The organism is Streptosporangium fragile (assembly GCF_039534445.1).
In the GTDB taxonomy this organism is placed as follows: Bacteria; Actinomycetota; Actinomycetes; order Streptosporangiales; family Streptosporangiaceae; genus Streptosporangium; species Streptosporangium fragile.
This window is the reverse complement of the sequence record NZ_BAAAVI010000047.1, coordinates 8,993-26,927: the sequence shown is the minus strand read 5'-3', so window position 1 is coordinate 26,927 and position 17,935 is coordinate 8,993. Positions and strand designations below refer to the sequence as shown.

General features: G+C 70.3%; 15 protein-coding genes, 1 tRNA gene and 1 pseudogene. 13 read left to right on the top strand and 4 right to left on the bottom strand.

Annotated elements, in window-relative coordinates:
- Positions 1-16: 16 nt before the first annotated feature.
- On the top strand, positions 17-2,503 hold the full coding sequence (gyrA, locus tag ABD841_RS27225) for a DNA gyrase subunit A (protein ID WP_344977762.1): 2,487 nt from the start codon (positions 17-19) through the stop codon (positions 2,501-2,503).
- 254 nt (positions 2,504-2,757) lie between these two features.
- Here the strand turns inward: gyrA and ABD841_RS27220 are convergent, their stop codons facing one another.
- Positions 2,758-2,958 (bottom strand): hypothetical protein, encoded by a 201-nt coding sequence (locus ABD841_RS27220; protein ID WP_344977760.1) that lies wholly within the window; start codon positions 2,956-2,958, stop codon positions 2,758-2,760.
- Between ABD841_RS27220 and ABD841_RS27215 the strand changes: the two genes are divergently transcribed.
- Positions 2,957-3,283, top strand: coding sequence for a DUF3566 domain-containing protein (locus ABD841_RS27215; protein WP_344977758.1), 327 nt, complete (start codon positions 2,957-2,959; stop codon positions 3,281-3,283). The genes ABD841_RS27220 and ABD841_RS27215 overlap by 2 nt on opposite strands.
- Positions 3,284-3,420: 137 nt before the next feature.
- A tRNA-Ile gene (locus tag ABD841_RS27210) sits at positions 3,421-3,494 on the top strand.
- 254 nt (positions 3,495-3,748) lie between these two features.
- On the opposite strand, the gene ABD841_RS27205 is transcribed toward ABD841_RS27210, so the two are convergent.
- Positions 3,749-4,513, bottom strand: coding sequence for a helix-turn-helix domain-containing protein (locus ABD841_RS27205; RefSeq protein ID WP_344977756.1), 765 nt, complete (start codon positions 4,511-4,513; stop codon positions 3,749-3,751).
- 1,498 nt (positions 4,514-6,011) lie between these two features.
- Between ABD841_RS27205 and ABD841_RS27200 the strand changes: the two genes are divergently transcribed.
- The 3 genes and pseudogenes from ABD841_RS27200 to ABD841_RS27190 all read left to right on the top strand — a co-directional run bounded on the left by ABD841_RS27200 (position 6,012) and on the right by ABD841_RS27190 (position 6,723).
- On the top strand, positions 6,012-6,212 hold the full coding sequence (locus ABD841_RS27200; protein WP_344977754.1) for a hypothetical protein: 201 nt from the start codon (positions 6,012-6,014) through the stop codon (positions 6,210-6,212).
- Positions 6,213-6,443 (top strand): annotated as a pseudogene (locus ABD841_RS27195) (NUDIX domain-containing protein); the annotation flags it as partial.
- Between the two features lie 58 nt (positions 6,444-6,501).
- Complete coding sequence (locus ABD841_RS27190; RefSeq protein WP_344977842.1) at positions 6,502-6,723, top strand: hypothetical protein; 222 nt, start codon at positions 6,502-6,504, stop codon at positions 6,721-6,723.
- A 201-nt stretch (positions 6,724-6,924) separates the two neighbouring features.
- Here the strand turns inward: ABD841_RS27190 and ABD841_RS27185 are convergent, their stop codons facing one another.
- Positions 6,925-7,563 (bottom strand): HAD family hydrolase, encoded by a 639-nt coding sequence (locus ABD841_RS27185; RefSeq protein WP_344977752.1) that lies wholly within the window; start codon positions 7,561-7,563, stop codon positions 6,925-6,927.
- A gap of 527 nt (positions 7,564-8,090) precedes the next feature.
- Between ABD841_RS27185 and ABD841_RS27180 the strand changes: the two genes are divergently transcribed.
- The 7 genes from ABD841_RS27180 (at position 8,091) to ABD841_RS27150 (ending at position 15,607) form a co-directional block, all read left to right on the top strand.
- Positions 8,091-8,555 (top strand): hypothetical protein, encoded by a 465-nt coding sequence (locus ABD841_RS27180; protein WP_344977750.1) that lies wholly within the window; start codon positions 8,091-8,093, stop codon positions 8,553-8,555.
- On the top strand, positions 8,552-9,718 hold the full coding sequence (locus ABD841_RS27175; protein ID WP_344977748.1) for an MFS transporter: 1,167 nt from the start codon (positions 8,552-8,554) through the stop codon (positions 9,716-9,718). Before ABD841_RS27180 ends, ABD841_RS27175 begins: the two co-directional genes overlap by 4 nt.
- A 202-nt stretch (positions 9,719-9,920) precedes the next feature.
- Positions 9,921-11,465, top strand: a complete 1,545-nt coding sequence (locus tag ABD841_RS27170) for an ABC transporter substrate-binding protein (protein ID WP_344977746.1) — start codon at positions 9,921-9,923, stop codon at positions 11,463-11,465.
- Positions 11,462-12,412 carry an ABC transporter permease gene (locus ABD841_RS27165; protein ID WP_344977744.1) on the top strand — a complete coding sequence of 317 codons (951 nt, stop codon included), beginning with the start codon at positions 11,462-11,464 and terminating at the stop codon, positions 12,410-12,412. The genes ABD841_RS27170 and ABD841_RS27165 overlap by 4 nt, the downstream gene beginning before the upstream one ends.
- Positions 12,413-12,480: 68 nt before the next feature.
- Positions 12,481-13,269 (top strand): ABC transporter permease, encoded by a 789-nt coding sequence (locus ABD841_RS27160; RefSeq protein ID WP_344977742.1) that lies wholly within the window; start codon positions 12,481-12,483, stop codon positions 13,267-13,269.
- Positions 13,266-15,038, top strand: a complete 1,773-nt coding sequence (locus ABD841_RS27155; RefSeq protein ID WP_344977740.1) for an ABC transporter ATP-binding protein — start codon at positions 13,266-13,268, stop codon at positions 15,036-15,038. Before ABD841_RS27160 ends, ABD841_RS27155 begins: the two co-directional genes overlap by 4 nt.
- Positions 15,035-15,607 carry a GNAT family N-acetyltransferase gene (locus tag ABD841_RS27150; protein WP_344977738.1) on the top strand — a complete coding sequence of 191 codons (573 nt, stop codon included), beginning with the start codon at positions 15,035-15,037 and terminating at the stop codon, positions 15,605-15,607. Before ABD841_RS27155 ends, ABD841_RS27150 begins: the two co-directional genes overlap by 4 nt.
- A 127-nt stretch (positions 15,608-15,734) precedes the next feature.
- On the opposite strand, the gene ABD841_RS27145 is transcribed toward ABD841_RS27150, so the two are convergent.
- Positions 15,735-17,567, bottom strand: a complete 1,833-nt coding sequence (locus tag ABD841_RS27145) for a CU044_5270 family protein (protein WP_344977736.1) — start codon at positions 17,565-17,567, stop codon at positions 15,735-15,737.
- Between the last annotated feature and the right edge of the window lie 368 nt (positions 17,568-17,935).

The following is a 17,935-nucleotide window of genomic DNA, read 5'->3' as shown; positions in this document are numbered from 1 at the left end:
AAAGGACCTTTCACCTGTGACGGAAGTGAACACTCCGCCCGTCGATCGCATCGAGCCGGTCGACATCCAGTCCGAGATGCAGCGCAGCTACATGGACTACGCGATGTCGGTCATCGTGTCCCGCGCGCTGCCGGACGTGCGCGACGGCCTCAAGCCGGTGCACCGCCGCGTCCTCTACGCGATGTACGACGGCGGTTACCGGCCGGACCGGGGTTACTTCAAGTGCGCCCGGATCGTCGGCGACGTGATGGGCACCTACCACCCGCACGGCGACAGCTCGATCTACGACGCGGTCGTGCGACTGGCGCAGCCCTGGTCGCTGCGCTACCCGCTGGTCGACGGCCAGGGCAACTTCGGCTCGCCGGGCAACGACCCGGCGGCCGCCATGCGATACACCGAGTGCAAGCTCGCGCCCATCGCCATGGAGATGCTCCGCGACATCGACAAGGACACCGTCGACTTCAGCCCCAACTACGACGGCAAGTCGCAGGAGCCCGACGTCCTGCCGTCCCGCTTCCCGAACCTGCTGGTCAACGGCTCGGCGGGCATCGCGGTCGGCATGGCCACCAACATCCCGCCGCACAACCTGCGCGAGGTGGGCGCCGGGGTGAAGTGGGCGCTGGAGAACCCCGACGCCACCGACGAGGAACTTCTCGAGGCGCTGATCGCCCGGATCAAGGGCCCCGACTTCCCGACCGGCGCGCTCATCGTCGGGCGCCGCGGCATCGACGACGCCTACCGCACCGGCCGCGGCTCGATCACCATGCGGGCCGTCGTCGAGGTCGAGGAGGACAACAAGGGCCGGCAGTGCCTGGTCGTCACCGAGCTGCCCTACCAGGTCAACCCGGACAACCTCGCACTGACCATCGCCGAGTTGGTCAAGGACGGCAGGATCACCGGCATCGCCGACGTCCGTGACGAGAGCTCCGCCCGCATCGGCCGCCGCCTGGTGATCGTGCTCAAGCGCGACGCCGTGGCCAAGGTCGTGCTGAACAACCTCTACAAGCACACCCAGCTGCAGACCACGTTCGGCGCCAACATGCTGGCCCTGGTCGACGGCGTGCCGCGGACGCTCCGGCTCGACCAGTTCGTCCGCCACTACATCAACCACCAGGTCGAGGTCGTCGTCCGCCGGACGCGTTACCTGCTGCGCAAGGCCGAGGAGCGGGCGCACATCCTGCGCGCGCTGCTCAAGGCGCTCGACCGGCTCGACGACGTGATCGCCCTCATCCGGCGCTCACCCTCGGCCGCCGAGGCCCAGCTCGGCCTCATGTCGCTGCTGGAGATCGACCAGATCCAGGCCCAGGCCATCCTGGACATGCAGCTGCGCAAGCTGGCCGCCCTGGAGCGGCAGCAGATCATCGACGAGTACGACGCGCTGACCGCGCAGATCGCCGACTACAACGACATCCTCGCCTCGCCGGAGCGGCAGCGCTCCATCATCGCCGACGAGCTGGCCGAGATCACGACGCGGTACGGCGACGACCGCCAGACCGAGATCATCGCCTACGAGGGCGACATGTCCATCGAGGACCTCATCGCCGAGGAGGACATGGTCGTCACGATCACCCGGGGCGGCTACGCCAAGCGCACCAACATGGACCTCTACCGCTCCCAGAAGCGCGGCGGCAAGGGGGTCAAGGGTGCGCAGCTGCGCCAGGACGACATCGTCGACCACTTCTTCGTCACCACGACCCACCACTGGCTGCTGTTCTTCACGAACAAGGGCCGGGTCTACCGGGTCAAGGCCTACGAGCTGCCCGACGCCGGCCGTGACGCCCGCGGCCAGCACCTGGCGAACCTGCTGGCCATGCAGCCGGACGAGGTCGTGATGGAGGTCCTGGACCTGCGTGACTACGAGGTCGCCCCGTACCTCGTCCTGGCCACCCGCAGCGGCCTGGTCAAGAAGACGCGCCTGTCCGAGTACGACTCGCCGCGCACGGGCGGCCTCATCGCCATCAACCTGCGCGAGGACGACGAGGTGATCGCGGCCAGGCTCGTGTCGGAGGACGACGACCTCCTCCTGGTCTCCCGCGACGCCCAGGCCATCCGCTTCACGGCCTCCGACGAGGCGTTGCGTCCCATGGGCCGCGCCACCAGCGGCGTGATCGGCATGCGCTTCATGGACGGGGACGAGCTCCTGGCCATGAACCGGATCGCCGACGGCGACGACGTCCTGGTCGCGACCGAGGGCGGATACGCCAAGCGGACCCCCGCCGATCAGTACCCTGTGCAAGGAAGGGGCGGCAAGGGCGTTTTGACCGCCAAGATTGTCAGCGCTCGTGGCAAGCTGGTGGGTGCCGTCATGGTCAGACCGGAGGACGAGGTCTTCGCGATCACGTCCGCCGGGGGGGTTATCCGGACAAGCGCTGGGGAGATCAAGCAGTCCGGCCGCCAGACGATGGGGGTTCGGCTGATGAATCTCGCAGAGGGAGACAGTGTCGTGGCGCTCGCCCGGAACGCCGAGGCGTTGGAGAACGAGGGAAATGGGGAAGGGGAGTAGCCGGTGAGTGCTCAGGGCAAGCCCGGCTCGCGTCCTGCTTCCTCGTCGACGCGTGACAAGGTGACGGAGAAAATGGACAAGGCCCCTGAACCGAATGATGTGAGGGTGGCCCCGTCACCGGCCAACGGTAGCGTGCCCGCGCCGGGGACCGATGGTTCGGTATCCGACGACTCCAAGGGCAGGAAGAAAGTGACAGACGACACCAAGCACGGCGAAACCACGGTGCGGGTCCGCCCGGGGGGGTCTCCACCCCCTCAGCCACCGTCGGCTTCGCCGCCGCATTCCTCTCCGGCTCCGGCCGCCGAGCAGAACCGCGCTCCGTGGTCTCCCGGCGGCCTGTCGTCGCCCCAGCCGTCGCTGGACACACCCGCCGACAGGAAGGGGCCCGAACCCGCCCCCAGGACGCCGCGGAAGGCGCACCTGGTGCTGCGCAGGATCGAGCCCTGGTCGGCCATGAAGTTCAGCTTCGTGGTGGCGCTGGTCTGCTTCGTGGTGCTGTTCGTCGCGGTCGCGGTGCTCTACATGGTGCTGAACAGCCTGGGGGTGTTCGACAACATCATCCAGACGGTCAACCAGCTCACCATGGCCGACGGCAAGTCCACCAGTGACATCGACGTCGCCTCCTGGTTCGAGCCGGTGCGCATCCTGGGCTACACCGCCCTGATCGGCGCGGTGAACGTCGTCCTGATCACCGCTCTTTCGACCCTCGGCGCGGTGATCTACAACATCTCCTCCGACCTGGTCGGCGGCATCGAGGTCACCTTCAGCGAGGCCGAATAGTCGATCTCGCGCCATGTCCTCGTCTTTCCGCGCGAGGACATGGCGCAAGCAGGTGCCGGAACAGGGTAAGCTTTTCCCAGTTCGAGCGAACGGGCTCGCTGCCGGAAGACGGATGCGAGGCCGTTCCTGCACGATGAGGGGCTATAGCTCAGTCGGTTAGAGCGCTTCCCTGATAAGGAAGAGGTCAGAGGTTCAAGTCCTCTTAGCCCCACCCAGTTCACAGGCCGGATCCCATGACTATGGATCTGGCCTTTTGATCGTTTATTAGCAGCTTGTTAGCGGGATTTCCCCCGACCGAGTGACATAAATCAGTCGACGTCGGCAGTGGGTGGTCCCCGAAGAGGTTCCTGCGCCGAGTTGAACAATGATCACGAGTCGGCTCCGCTCTCCGTCGCGGTGCCACCCGTCTCGGCTCTGAGAGTCGGGCCGCAGAAGCGCGGGAAGCGCCTCTACAGCCTCGTGGTGTTACTCCTCGTCCAGCAGTTGAATGGCGTCCGGTTCGACCCCCAAGGACCGCTCCAGTTGCTTCTTGGCGGCTTCAGGACTCTCGAACTCGTTCTCGGCGCTGAGGACGGTGCCGTCGAACCCTAGGACCTCCAAGCGGACGCGGTCGGATTCGGACCGGCGGAGGATGAACTGAAGCCGCTCGTGAGGTGATCGCCTTCGTCCTCTCCGGGATCGCGCTGTGGTTGCCCCCAGGGTGTCGGTCACCTCTCGGAGGAGATCCACCAGGTGCTTCGACAGCTGTGACTGGGATGTGAGGGCGAGGATCTTGGCGAGGTCTTCGACGACGTCGAGTTCTCCGCGTTCGGCGCCTTCTACGATGCGGATCAGCTCATATGTTCGACTGCGTTCCTCTGCGAGGCGACTGTTCCAGTAGCGGGTCAGGATCTCCTGTGACCGCGCGGTCATGGAGGAGTCCCGGATACGGCGTACGGTCTCGGTGACGGGTGATGGAGGTTCAGGTAGCTCGGCCTTGGGGCCGAGTATCTGGGGGTCGACGTGGCCGGCCAAGGCCAGTAATCCCTCCAGGCGTACCCCAAGCGTCGTGCTCAAGCGCACAAGATGGGCGACCGATGGCTTGCTTCCCCGATGCCACCTCAAGATCGTAGAGGGACTGATGTCCAGGGCTTCCGCCAGGGATGCGTCGGTCGGATATCCCATAGCCCGGGCCATCTGGGTCAGCCAAACGGAGAAGTGGGTCTTGTCGCTGCTGCTGTCAACGCTCACTGCTATACTCCGCCTCCTTCCCAAAATGCGCAATCGAAACATAGTGGTCATGTTGCGCATCCGCAATCTCGGTTATGGTCACTGCGGATACGGACATGTCCTCTCCTCCTCTATCATCCACCGCTCCTATGCGCTGTGACCGCATTCGGCGGGGGCGATGCCACTCCTTCATTCGACGTTTGGAGTGTGGTGGCGCCGAGGAAAGGCTCCGGTGGGAGGGGCGTCTCTCTCGTACGCACGGAGGCAAAGGATCTCGTTTGCGTGAGCGGAACCTAAGGGGCGAACCCGACCATCTGGGAGGTGTTAGGCTGAGCCTGGACCGATCGAGCTCGATGGAGAGCCTTCGCTGTGAGACGGTCCATGTCCAGATACGGGGACGGCCCAGCGGGGAACACCCGAGAGATTGCGGCTCTCGGACCCTGCCAGGCCGGTTCCCCCGCTCTTCCCGCCGAGGCGGGCCACTGTCGCATCTCGTGGAGAGGGGGCTTCGTGCACTATATCTGTGGCCCTTAGCCGTCCGTACAGCGGATGGGTCACATTGGGCGTGGCCGATATAGATCTGTTGCAGGCCTCATCCCTGAAGCCGGGCCTGATCGGCTGATGCCGCCCGCCCCTGCCTCCACTGGCAGGACGACGATGGCCCTCCCCCCGCATCACACCAGTGTCGTGACCGGATGGCGTTGCCGGCCTGCCTCCTGCTCGGACAACGCGGTCGCGACTCCTCGCCATGCCGGTATCGAACCGATCTCTGGCTTGGTTTCGTAAGGGCGTTTGGCCTGCGCAGCGAGTCCACGCCGCGCAGGCCCCATCCCCCGAGGATGAAACATGACCATGGGCCATGCATGGGAGGACCCGTCGGAACTCCCGACGACGTTCTGTACGGCATGCGGGATCTCCTACGAGGAATGGAGCGAAGGGAGATCTTGTACGCCGTCCACCCCTCCGTCGCCTGCTGACGAGCCGCAGGACAGGTTGGACATCATGATTCCCCTCCAGGCATCAGTGGGGGACTCCTCCCGCAGCTACCGGAAGCCTTTTCAGGAAGTCGGTGACAGTCCGGTGTAGACGCACGAGCAGTCGGCCCGCCTTCAGCCATAAGAGGGCGGGCCGGACTCCGTCAGGGGCTCTTACCTGCGGACGAGTAGAGCCGCCTCGTCGCCGCAACCGGGGGAGCGGTGAGCTGATCGCCGCCTACCCCCACCCGCGCGTCCGCCCCCTTGGACATGTGGCGGACCCTGTTCGAGCGGGCCGAGCAGCGCATCGACATCCTGGTCTACGCCGCCAATTTCCTGCACGAGTCGTGGCCGGACCTCAACGATCTTCTCACCGCCAAGACGCGGCAGGGGTGCCGGGTGCGCATCCTCCTGGGCGACGCCGACTCCCCGTCATCCGAGGCCGAGGAGCTGAGGAACGGTTCGGGCATGGCATCGAGTCACGCTGCCGCGTCGCGCTCATGCACTACCGGCCGCTGGCGGAGTCGTCCGGAGTCGAGTTGTGCGTGCACGACACCACGCTCTACAACTCCCTGTTCACCGGTGACGATCACATGATCGTCAACGCCCACGTGTACGGCATGAACGCCTATGGCGCACCGGTCCACCACGTGCGCCGCATGCGCGACGAGGGACTGTTCGACACCTACGCCACCAGCTTTGAGGCAGTTTGGAAACAGTCCCGGCTTCCCGACGAGGAGACGTGAGTGCCCCGCACCGAGTACTACGACGATCCCGACGCCCCTGCGCCCAACACTCTGGTTGTGGGAGTGTCCGCCGTGGTCGCCGATGACCAGGGCCGCATCCTCATGCAGCGGCGCGTCGACAACGGGCTGTGGGCGCTGCCTGGTGGCGGGATGGACCTCACTGAGTCGGTGCCGCAGGCCGCCGTCCGGGAGGTGAAGGAGGAGACCGGCTACGACATCGAGGTGACCGGCGGCATGGTCGGCCTCCAACAACCGGTACCCGTGGACGCCGTCCCACGACCGGCAGCCGGTGATCGAGGCGCCCACCGGCATCACGTTCGTCGGCTACGAGAACCCGCCGGGTGTCAGCACCGACCAGCGCGTCCAGCACTTCCTCGGCACCGACCGCGCGGCGTGGTACCACCACGTCAACCTCACCGCGCACGACCGCGGTGGCCACTTCATCCCCTGGGAGATCCCCGACGCGTGGGTCGACGACCTGCGCCGGACGTTCCGCGGCCGCCGCCGGTAGTCGGCCGGGGCGGTCGTCCCCGTGCTGCCGAAGATCGCAAAGAGCGGGGAAGGACGTGCGGGACCGCACTTGGCCGGCGCCGGGAGCATGGCGTACCGCAGTGGGCGCAACGGGTACGGCGACGGAGACGTACGACCGCTCGCGTCCGCGTCCGCCGGGTGCCGGTCGGGGGCAGGCCGTGATCCGCCGATCCCGGCCCGGTTACGAGGAGGCCGGGCCGCGGTCCCCGTCCAGCAGTGGGGCCAGCGCCTCGCGCAGGTTCGCGACCTCGCGATAGAACACGCCGGTCATGCCGAGCACGCGGGCGGCCTCGACGTTCTCCCGGCGATCGTCCACGAAAAGGCATCGCGCGGGGGGCACCCCCGCCCGCTCGGCCGCGATCTCGTAGATCCGCCGCCCGGGTTTGACCGTCCCGACCCGGGCGCTGCTCACGACCTCGTCGAAGAAGTGCGCGAGGCCCAGAGCCCGGAGGTCATCCTCCAACTGGACCGTCGCGTTGGTCACCAGCACCACCGGCACCCGCGCCTGAGCCTGGCGCAGCAGATCGAGGACCTCCTCGTCCACCTGGGCACGGGCCTCGGCGAACGCCCTTCCCAGCGCCGCGGCCTTCTCGGCGGAGCCGAGCAGGCGCTCCAGTTCGGCGACGATCGAGGCCGTCCACTGGTCGGTCGTGATCTGCCCTTGGGACACGGGGAGCAGCAGCTCGGGCGCCAGGGCGATCTTCATCGTGGTCCCTTCGGCGAGTCCGCAGTCGCGTTCGAGCGCGGTCAGCCTGCCGGCGTCGTAGTGGCGGATCACACCGTCGAAGTCGCACAGCACCGCGTCGTAGGGCAGCTCCACCGATTCTCCTGTTCATCCGGTTTATCTGGTTCGTCTACGCAGCCGGTCGCGCCGGGGACGTGCGCCGTGCCCGACCGCGAGGGCCTCGTCCGGCGGCGCCGGCTTCCACGGCCTCCGCGGTGTCCTGACGCGCGGTGTCCCGCCATCTTCCCCGATCGCCGCCGCGACGGTGAAGAGGGGTGATCCGCGTCCGGCGCTGAAGGGAGCCGTATCAGCCACCGCTCGGGACACGGCGCCCTCGGAATCCGCCGCCGCCCCGCGCGGACCGGGGCGGACGGGCCCCGGCCCCGCCGGTGGAACGGCCTGTCGCGGCCCGGATCCGGGTGGCGCCCGCTCTTCCGCTTCCCGATCGACCACTTCACGAGCGCGGACGGGGCGTGGCCGGTTCCCCGACCCGCTTCCTGCACGAGGAGAGCTCGCCCGAACACTCCCGGTGGTGATCCCGGGTGTTTCCCGGCGGAGGGTTGCCAATGAAATGAAACTCATTATCATTTTCTGGTATCTGGTCGCGTGGCTGGGAAGGCGTCTTGGGGCACCCGTTGATGGTCGAGAAGTGGGGAGGGGCGTTGCGCGTCCGCTCCCCGAGGGCGACCCCGGCGGAGGGGCACCGGCTCACCTTCCCGGCCTGTGAACCGCATCGCTGCCCGCACGTCCCGGGGAGCGCCTCCGGGCACTCCCCGCTCCCCGCCGACGATGTGATCACCATGGGGGCCGGCGACGTCCCGGCCCTGCCGGAGGGGCCGCCGACCGGTCCCGGGGCCGGCGTCGAGCCGGTCGGTTGCGGAGGCGGGGCCTCCGGCACCGGCGGGACCGGCGGGAGCGTGAGCGGAGGCGGGGCCTCCGCCATCGGCGTGACCGGCGAGCCGTGGTTCGTGGAGAGCGGTCACCTGTTCCCCGCCGTGCTCGACACGGACATGGTGCGAGCGGCCGGTGAGACGGTGCTCGCCGCTCCGACCGGCCGCCCCGGGCTCGGGGTCCGGTCGGCGGCATGAAGACGTTCCGGTCCTTCCCGCTGTCCGTACGGCTCCTGCTGGTGAACCAGATGGGGGTCAACACCGGCTTCTACCTGCTGGTGCCCTATCTCGCCGGCTACCTCGGCGGGACCCTGGGGCTGTCGGCCGCGGTCGTGGGGGTGGTGCTCGGCGTCCGCAACCTCAGCCAGCAGGGCCTGTTCCTGATCGGCGGGACGGCCTCCGACAGGATCGGCGCGCGGACGGTCATCATCGTGGGGTGCGGCCTGCGTGCCGTGGGCTTCGGCCTCTTCGCGCTCGACGGCTCGCTGCCCGTGCTGCTCGGCGCCTCGGTCCTGTCGGGTCTGGCCGGGGCGCTGTTCAACCCGGCTGTGCGGGCCTACCTGGCGACCGAGGCAGGCGACCGCCGCGCGGAGGCGTTCTCCCTGTTCAACGTGTTCGCCAACACCGGGGCGCTGCTCGGTCCGCTGCTGGGGAGCGCGTTGCTGCTGCTCGACTTCCGGGTGGCGGCGACGGTCGCGGCCCTGATCTTCGCCGGGCTGACGGTGGCGCAGGCGTTGACGCTGCCCCCGCGGCCCGTCCCGCCCGGCGCGGGGCCGGTGCTCGGCGACTGGCGGGAATGCCTGGCCGCCCGCGGGTTCGTCGCCTTCACGCTGGCGCTGAGCGGGATGTTCGCGCTGCAGAACCAGCTCTACCTGATCCTGCCGATGCGGGCGGAACAGGTCACCGGATCGGCCGCCTCCGTGGCGGCGCTGTTCCTGGTGTCCACCGTCGCCACGCTGCTGCTCCAGGTGCGGGTCACGCGCCGGCTGAAGGACTGCGTCAGCCGGGGTGACGCCATCGCGCTCGGCCTGGCGGTGATGGGCGCCGCCTTCCTGGTCCCGCTGCTGCCCGGCCTGGTCCCGGTGCTCGTGGCCGCGTTCGGGCTGGCCCTGGGCGTGATGATCGCGCAGCCGTTCGTGCTGGAACTGATCCCCGCCTTCGGCAGGGAGGGGGTCACCGGCACCCTCTTCGGGATGTTCTACCTCGCCTCGGGTCTGGTCGCCGCGGTGGGCAACGTCGTCATCGGCTGGGCGGGCGACACGGCCGGCGGGCTCGCCTGGGTCCTCTGCGCGGCGCTGGGGCTGGGGTCCGCGCTCGCCGTACGCCGTGTCCGCCTGCCGGAGAGGACGGCTGGGCCGTGAACCTCCCCGCCGACGACCCCGAACTGCACGGGTTCCGGTTCCCCGATCCCGGATCCGGCCACCGGGCCGGTCGCCTCGCTGACGCCCTCGTACGCCGGTCCGGCGCCGACCCGTCCGGTGACCGGCTCCACGTCGTGGCACGGCCACGACCTCATGACCGTGGCACGGCCACGGTGCTCCACCCATGAAAGGACCCACCCCCATGCACTCCATGAACCGCCGTGCCTTCCTCGGTGCCACCGCAGGCCTGTCCGCCGCCCTGCTCGCCGGGTGCGGCACCGGCTCCTCCGCGACCGGGACCGCCGCGACGGGCCGGCCGCGCAAGGGGGGCCGGCTGCGCGTCGCGTTCGCCGGGGGCGGGGCCCAGGAGACCCTTGATCCGCACCTGTCCAACCTGTTCGTCGAGGCCTCGCGCTCCAAGGCGCTGTTCGACAAGCTCGCCGACTACGGCCCCGACCTGTCCGTCCGGCCCCGGCTCGCCGAACGCTGGGAGGCGAACGCCGACCTCACCACGTGGCGGATTACCCTCCGCCAGGCGAACTTCCACAACGGCAAACCCGTCCGCGCCGCCGACGTCCTGTACAGCTACGCCCGCATCGGCGACCCCGCCCGCGCCTTCCGCGCCAGGGCCAGCCTGGCGGTGATCGACCTGTCCCGCAGCAAGGCCGTCGACGACCGCACCGTCGAGTTCGCGCTCAAGCAGCCGTTCGCCGAGTTCCCCAATGTGATGGCCGCCTTCGGCGTGTTCGTCGTCCCCGAGGGCGCCGAGGACTTCACCAGGCCGATCGGGTCCGGGCCGTTCAGCTTCGGGTCCTTCGAGCCCGGTCGTTCCCTGCTGCTCAAGCGCAACCCCGACTACTGGGAGGGCGCCCCCCACGTCGACGAGTTGCAGTACCTGATCAGCAACGAGGAGTCGGCCCGCGTCAACGCGCTCCTCGGCGGGCAGGTCGACTACGCCCACGACATCACCGCCACCACCGCCCGCACCTACCAGGGCAACGACCGCCTGACCATCACCCGGCTCACCAACAGCGGCATGCAGGCCTTCGCGATGAAGCTGGACCGTCCGCCCTTCAACGACCCCGACCTGCGCGAGGCCATGTTCCTGCTGGCCGACCGCCGGCAGTTGGTCGACACCGTCCTGGCCGGGGCCGGGCAGGTCGGCAACGACCTGTTCGGCAAGGGCTACCAGTACTACGCCGAGGAGATCCCGCAGCGCACCCGGGACCTGGACCGGGCGAAGTGGCTGGTGGAGAAGGCCGGCGCGAAGGGACTGAAGGTGCAGCTCGACACCTCGGAGGCGGCCAGTGGCTTCGTGGAGTCCGCGAGCGTCTTCGCCGACCAGATGCGGCAGGCCGGACTCGACGTCAAGGTCGCCGTGGGCGACAAGGACACCTACTGGAAGGACGTCCTCGACAAGGGCAGCCTGTGCTGCTTCCGCTCCGGCGCGATGCCCATCGAGTCCCACTTCTCGCAACGCCTGCTCTCCACGTCCACCACCAACATCACCAAGTGGAAGCGCTCGGAGTTCGACGCGCTCTACGCCAAGGCCGTCTCGCTCGCCGACGAGAAGGCACGCCGCGACGTGTACGCCGAGATGCAGCGCATGCAGCACGCCGAGGGCGGCTATCTCGTCTGGGGCTTCGCCGACTGGCTCGTCGCCACCGCGCCGGGGGTGGGCGGCATCGTCGACGCCCCGGCCAACACCCTCGACTGGGCCCGGTTCGACAAGGTCTGGCTGGCGTGAGCCTGCCGCGGTACGCCGGGCGGCGCCTGCTGCTCGGCCTGGCGCAGATCCTCGCGGTCGCGACGCTGGTGTTCGCCCTCACCGAGGCGCTGCCCGGGGACGCCGCCGTGGTGCTGGCCGGTGACACACCCGACCCGGAGCGGATCGAGCAGATCCGCCGGGAGCTCGGGCTCGACCGGCCCGCACCGGCGCGCTACGCCGACTGGCTGCTCGGGCTTCTCCACGGCGACCTCGGGTCGTCCCTGACGGCCGGGCGCCCGGTCACCGGCTTCCTCGCCGACGCCGGCGGGCCGACCGTCCAACTCGCCGCGATCACCCTGCTGCTCCTGGTGCCGCTGGCCGTGGCCGTCGGCGTGGTCGCCGCGATCCGCGAGGGCCGGCTGCTGGACCGGGTGCTCACATCGGTCGGCATCGGCCTGTACTCGGTGCCGGAGTTCGCCCTCGCCGTCATGCTGGTGGCGCTGTTCGCGCTCAGGCTCGGCTGGCTCCCGCCCACCGCGGTGGGCGTCGGCCCGAACCTGCTCGCGCAGCCGGCCGTGCTGGTGCTGCCCCTCCTCGCCCTGCTCGCCCGGCCGATCTGCTCGATCAGCCGGCTGGTCCGGGCCGGGATGATCGATGCCCTGCGCTCCGACTACGTCCGCCATGCCCTGCGGCTCGGGCTACCGGTCCGGCGGGTGAGGCTGGCGCACGCGCTGCCCAACGCGGTGGCGCCGGCCGTGCAGCAACTCGCCCGTACCACGGACTGGCTCCTCGGCGGTGTGATCGCCGTCGAGGCCGTTTTCGTCATCCCCGGCCTCGGCACCTCGCTGATCAGCGCGGTCTCCGCCCGGGACATCCCGGTGATCCAGGGGCTCGCCCTGGTCTTCGCGGCCACGACCGTGTCCGTGAACCTCGTCGCCGACGTCGTCGCCTTCCGTCTGGCCCCGCGCGCGGGAGGCGCGGCGTGAGGCCGGTGCCGGGACCCGGCGGGAGGCGCGGCGTGGGGCCGGTGCCGGGACGCGGCGGGAGGCGCGGCGTGGGGCCGGTACTGAGGTGGGGGCTGGGCGGTGTGCTGCTGGGTGTGCCGGCGGTGATCGCCCTCGCCGGCCCGCTGCTGGTGGGAGAGCCGAGCCCTCGCGGTGTCTCGTTCTCCCAGGGCCCCTTCCTGGGAACGGACTTCGTCGGGCGCGACGTGGGAGAGCAGGTGCTCCTCGGCGGCAGGACGGTCGTGACGGTCGCGCTGACCGCCACCGCCCTGGCCTACCTCGTCGGCACGCCGCTGGGCGTGCTGGCCGCGATGACCCGGCGCCGGTGGCTCGACGAACTGCTGATGCGCCCCCTCGACCTGCTGCTGGCCATCCCCTCGCTGCTGCTGCTCATCCTGCTGGCCGCGACCGTCCCGCCCGGACCGCTCACCCTGATCGCCATCGTCGCCGTGATCAGCGCACCGGAGGTGGCCCGCATCTCCCGCGCGGCGGCCCTGGAGATCGCCGCACGGCCCGCCATGGAGGCGATGCGGCTCCAGGGCGAGACCTGGTGGCGCCGGGCGATCGGGTACGTGGGCCGGTCGATGCTCCGCACGCTCCTGGCGGACCTGGGCGTCCGCGTCGTCGGAGCGCTCTACCTCGTCGCGACGGCGGGCTTCCTGGGCGTCGGCGTGCCGCCGGACGCCAGCGACTGGGCCGTGATGGTCGATCGCAACCGTACCGGCATGTTCCTCCAGCCCTGGGCGGTCGTCGTCCCGGCCCTGCTCGTCGTCATGCTGGCCGTCGGGCTGAACCTGCTCTTCGACGGGGCACAGCGGCGCCGTGGGGAGGCCAGGTGATCCGCGTCGTGGGGCTGCGCGCCGAAGCCGGCGGCCGCACGCTGGTCGACGGCGTCTCCTTCGAGCTCGCCTCCGGCGAGGTGCTCGCCCTGGTCGGCGCCTCGGGCAGCGGCAAGACCACGATCGGCCGGGCGCTGCTCGGCGAGCACGCACCCGGCGTGGTCCTGTCCGGGACGGTCGAGGTGACCGGCACGGTGGGCTGTCTGCCACAGCACCCCGCGTCGGTGCTCAACCCGGTCCGCCGCGTCGGCGCGGTGCTCCGCGAGATCGCCCGGCGGCATGGGCCGGAGGAGGCCGCCCGGGCGTACGGGGTGCGGGAGCCCGGCACGCGGCGGCACGGATCGGGAGGACCGGAAAAGCCGGAAGGACCGGAAAAGCCGGAAGGACCGGGAGGGCGGGGAAGGGCGGAAGGGCTGGGAAGGGCGGAAGGAGGCGGCACCCGCCGACGCGGGCCGGAAAGGGTCCTCGCCCGGTGGCGCGTCCGCCGGGAGGCCGAGGCGGAGCGCATCGCGTCCGTGCTCCGCCGTGCGGAACTGCCCACGGGTGAGGACCTGCTCCGCCGCTACCCGCACCAGCTCTCCGGGGGCCAGCAGCAGCGCCTGGTGCTTGCCCAGACCCTCCTCACCACTCCATCGGCGATCGTGGCGGACGAACCCACCACCGGCCAGGACGCCATCACCAAGCGGGAGATCATCGACGAGCTGAAGGGCCTCACCCGCCAGGGCATCGCCGTGGTGCTGCTCAGCCACGACCTGGACGTGGTGTGCGCACTCGCCGATCACGTCGTCGTCCTGTCCGACGGCCGGGCGGTGGAGAGCGGTCCGGCTCAGCAGGTGCTCAGCCGGCCCCGGCACGACTACACCCGGCGGCTTCTCGCCGCCCGGCTCCCGGTGAACCCGCCTCCCGGCCCGGGGAACCCGTCTTCCGACCCGGCCGGCCCGCCTCTCACCCCGGAGAACGCGTCTCCCGGTTCGGTGGACCCGTGCCCCGGGGGAGCCTCGCCGGCCCCGGCGCGGCTGGCCGTGGACGGCCTGACCGCCGGGCACCGCGCGACCACGGTGCTCCATGACGTGTCACTGCGGGTGGCCGCCGGTCGGTGCCTGGCGCTGGTCGGGCGTTCGGGCAGCGGGAAGACCACCCTCGCCCGCTGCATCGCGGGGTTGCACGAACCCACACGGGGTGCCGTACTGCTCGACGGGCGACCGCTGGCGCCCTCACTGTCGCGTCGGCGCCGCGAGGACATCGCCCGCGTGCAGTACGTCTTCCAGGACGCGCACGCCTCCTTCGACCGGAACCGGACGGTGGTCGACCAGGTGAGCCGCACCGCCGTACGGTTGCGCGGCCTGAGCCCGGGCGTGGCGCGGGACGCGGCGCTGGAGATGTTCCGGCACGTCAGGCTCGACCCGGCCACGGCGACCCGCCGGCCCGGGGGACTGTCCGGCGGGGAACTCCAGCGCGCGGCTCTCGCCCGCGCGCTGCTGGCCTCCCCCGACGTCCTCGTCTGCGACGAGATCACCTCGGGCCTGGACATGGTCACCCAGGCCGGGGTCCTCGACCTGCTCGACGAGCTCCGCCAGGCGTTCGGCCTCACCCTCGTACTGATCAGCCATGACATGGGTGTCGTCGCGCGGCTGGCGGATCACGTCGTGATCCTCTCAGCGGGAAGGGTCGTGGAGGAGGGCGCCGTCGCGCACGTCCTCGACCGGCCCCGCCACCCGCTGACCCGCGACCTCCTCGATCCACACGTCTACCAGGAGAACCGAACATGAGTCCCTACGATGTCCACCTGGCCGAGGCCGAGCACCTGGAAGGCGCGCGCGGCGTCATGCTCGACACCTTCTACCGTGAGTTCGGGTACGGCTACCGCCCGGAATGGCACCGGGACGTCATCGACCTCGACGGTGTCTATCTCCGTCCGGCCAGGCACGCCCTCTTCGTGGCCACCAAGGGCGGGGAGGTCGTCGGAACCACCGCGGTCAGGGCCGGGGGCCCTTCGTGCCCGCCGCACCCGCGGTTCCTCGCCGACCGCTACCCCGCGGAGACCACCGCCCAGCTTTTCCGCGTCTACGTCCGGCCCGAGCACCGGCGTCACGGCCTGGCCAGGGCCATGGTCGGGCTCGCGTGCCGATTCGTTGCGGACGTCGGCGGGTACGAGGCCCTCTACCTGCACACCGACACCCGGGTGGACGGCGCGGAGGCGTTCTGGCGGTCGCTGGCCACGGTGGTCCACGACGCCCGTGACGGCGACCACGAGCACTTCCAGACCGTCCACTTCGAGATCCCGCTGGGGGTGGAGGCCGTGACGGCCGCGCAGGGGCGGGGCACCGGAACGGGATGACCTCCGTGGCGGTCCCGGTGGAAAGCCCACCGGGACCGGGCCCGTGGCGGAGTCCTCGGCTTGTGGCGGAGTCCCGACCGGGGCCCCCGGGGTTCCCGGAGGAAGGGAGAGGAAGAGGCGCGGGGAGCTAGTCGCGCGGGCGCTCACCCAGGCGGTCCACCCAGCCCATGTCCTCGTAGGCCACCTGCACGAGCGGGGAGGACTCCCCCTGCTCGGCGACCGAGTACTCCAGCAGTTCCGCGGTCTTCTCGTCCAGGATCAGGCGGAACTCGAACGTGCCCTCCTCGGAGGTGTCACTCGTCGTGAGAGCGACCCCTGCGCGCCCCAACGCGTCGGTGACCGTTCCCTGCGACCGGAGGCCCGACTGTCCGGCCAGCACCTGGAACAGGGCGGACCGGGTCCCCGGCGTGATCGGCGCCGCCATCAGGTCCAGACCTGTCTGCCACAGGTACATGTCGAACGTCGCCTTCCCGCCGCCACCGGAGGGCTTCCGGCCGTACAGGCTCCGCAGCCGGCGCTCCAGATCCTTCTTGCCGGTCGGCAGTTCGGCCACGTTCCTGACGTTCAGGCCTGGGTTGTCGATGGACAGGACCCGTTCCGTGGTGTCGTCGCCGGTGCGCGGCCTGTCGTCCCGCAGGACCGGTGAACCCGCCTCCTTCCATTTCGCCTCGTCCTCCGGGGTCCTGAACGTGATCTTCACGTCCTGGTTGCCGACCGTGCGGCTGGTGGCGCCCTTCTCACGCGCGCGCCAGAAATCCTTGGTGTAGGCGGCGGTCGCGTCGTACGGCACCTGCGAGGTCTTCAGCTCGTAGCTCTTCTTCTCGAACTCCTCGGTGGCGGCCTTGAGCTCCTCGGGCTTGTCCTTCAGGGCCTTCTGCGTCGCCTCCCACTCCTTGAGCAGAGCCTTGGCCTCGGCCGTGTACTCGCCCTCCGCCACCCGGATCTTCTCGAAGACGCGCTCGCGGGTGTACCAGTAGCGGCCCGAGCTGGCCGGTTCGCGGGCCGCGGTCTCGGCCGCCGCGAGGAGGAAGGACCGGGCGTCCAGCGGCTGCGAGCCCGCGGCGTCCACGGCCTGCGAGGTCCGCGGGACCGCGGCGGGGGTTCCGCCCGGAGAGGAGTCCCCGGAGACGAGGCCGGGAACGGCGATCACGGCGGCGGCGAGCCCGGCGGCGGCCACGGTGGCGGTGATCAGGAACGGACGGCGGGGCATCGTGAACCTCCGGGTGGGCTGGGGGGAACGGGGAGTCCGGAACGCGCGGGCGAGATCGTCCGAACGGCGGCGGCGGTAGGCCTCGTCGGTCAGCTCGTCCAGCTCCACGGGCTTGAGCCGGGCGAACATGCGGTCGGTCATGTCTTCCTCCTTGCTGGCTCGGCAGGACGGTTCCTCGCGGGAGCGGCGGGGTGGGTACGACATCAGGCCTCCTCGGAGAGACGGGCGCGGGCGGAGCTGCGCGGCCCTCGTCCCCGCCTCGGTGCGCAGCGCCCTGCCCAGGCGCTTGCGGGCCCGGTGGAGCCTGACGTTGTACGTACGGGTCGAGCAGCCCATGACGGTCGCGGCCTGATCGGGCGGGAGCCCGTGCCAGGTGGCGAGGGCCATCACCTCCACGTCCTGTTCCGGCAGGGCGGCCAGGACGGCGAGCGCGGTGTCCCGGTCCACCACGTGCTCGGCGATGTCCCAGATCAGGTGGTCCTGAGAGGTGGTGAGCGCCGCGATCCGATCGACGAGCGCCTGCCGCCGGTGACGCGAGTCGCGTTGCTTGGCCAGCAGGTTGCGCGTCACGCCCAGCAGCCACGGCAACGGTGGATCGGGCAGTTCGTCGAGACGCCGCCAGGCGATCAGGAAGGTCTCACTGGACACGTCCTCCGCCACGCCGTGCTCGGCGCGCAGCAGGGCATAGCCCAGCACGCCCCGGTAGTGGCGGTCATAGAGGCCGGTGAATCGTTCTTGGGGATCGTCCACACCGAGTAGTCCCTCCCGGGCGCTCCTGATTACCACCCGGCCCGTAAATCCTCGGGGCCGCCCCTGAACCGGACCACGGTCACCCGGCGGGGACGCAGTGAGCCGGCGGGGTGGCCGGTCGGCCAGGGTGAGGCGGTCTGGGAACCGTGGTCACCCGGCGGGGGAGAAGCGGGCCGGCGGGGTGGCCGGTCGGTCACCGAGATGAGCCGGGAAGAGGCGGACCGGGGAATTCGGCGCGGGCGGATCCGATCCACCGGCGGTCTTCGCGTCCGATCGTGGACCGGACCGCATCGGCTTCACCGCCGCGAGCTCACCGCGAGCTCACCGCGAGCTCACCGCGAGCTCACCGCGAGCTCACCGCGAGCTCA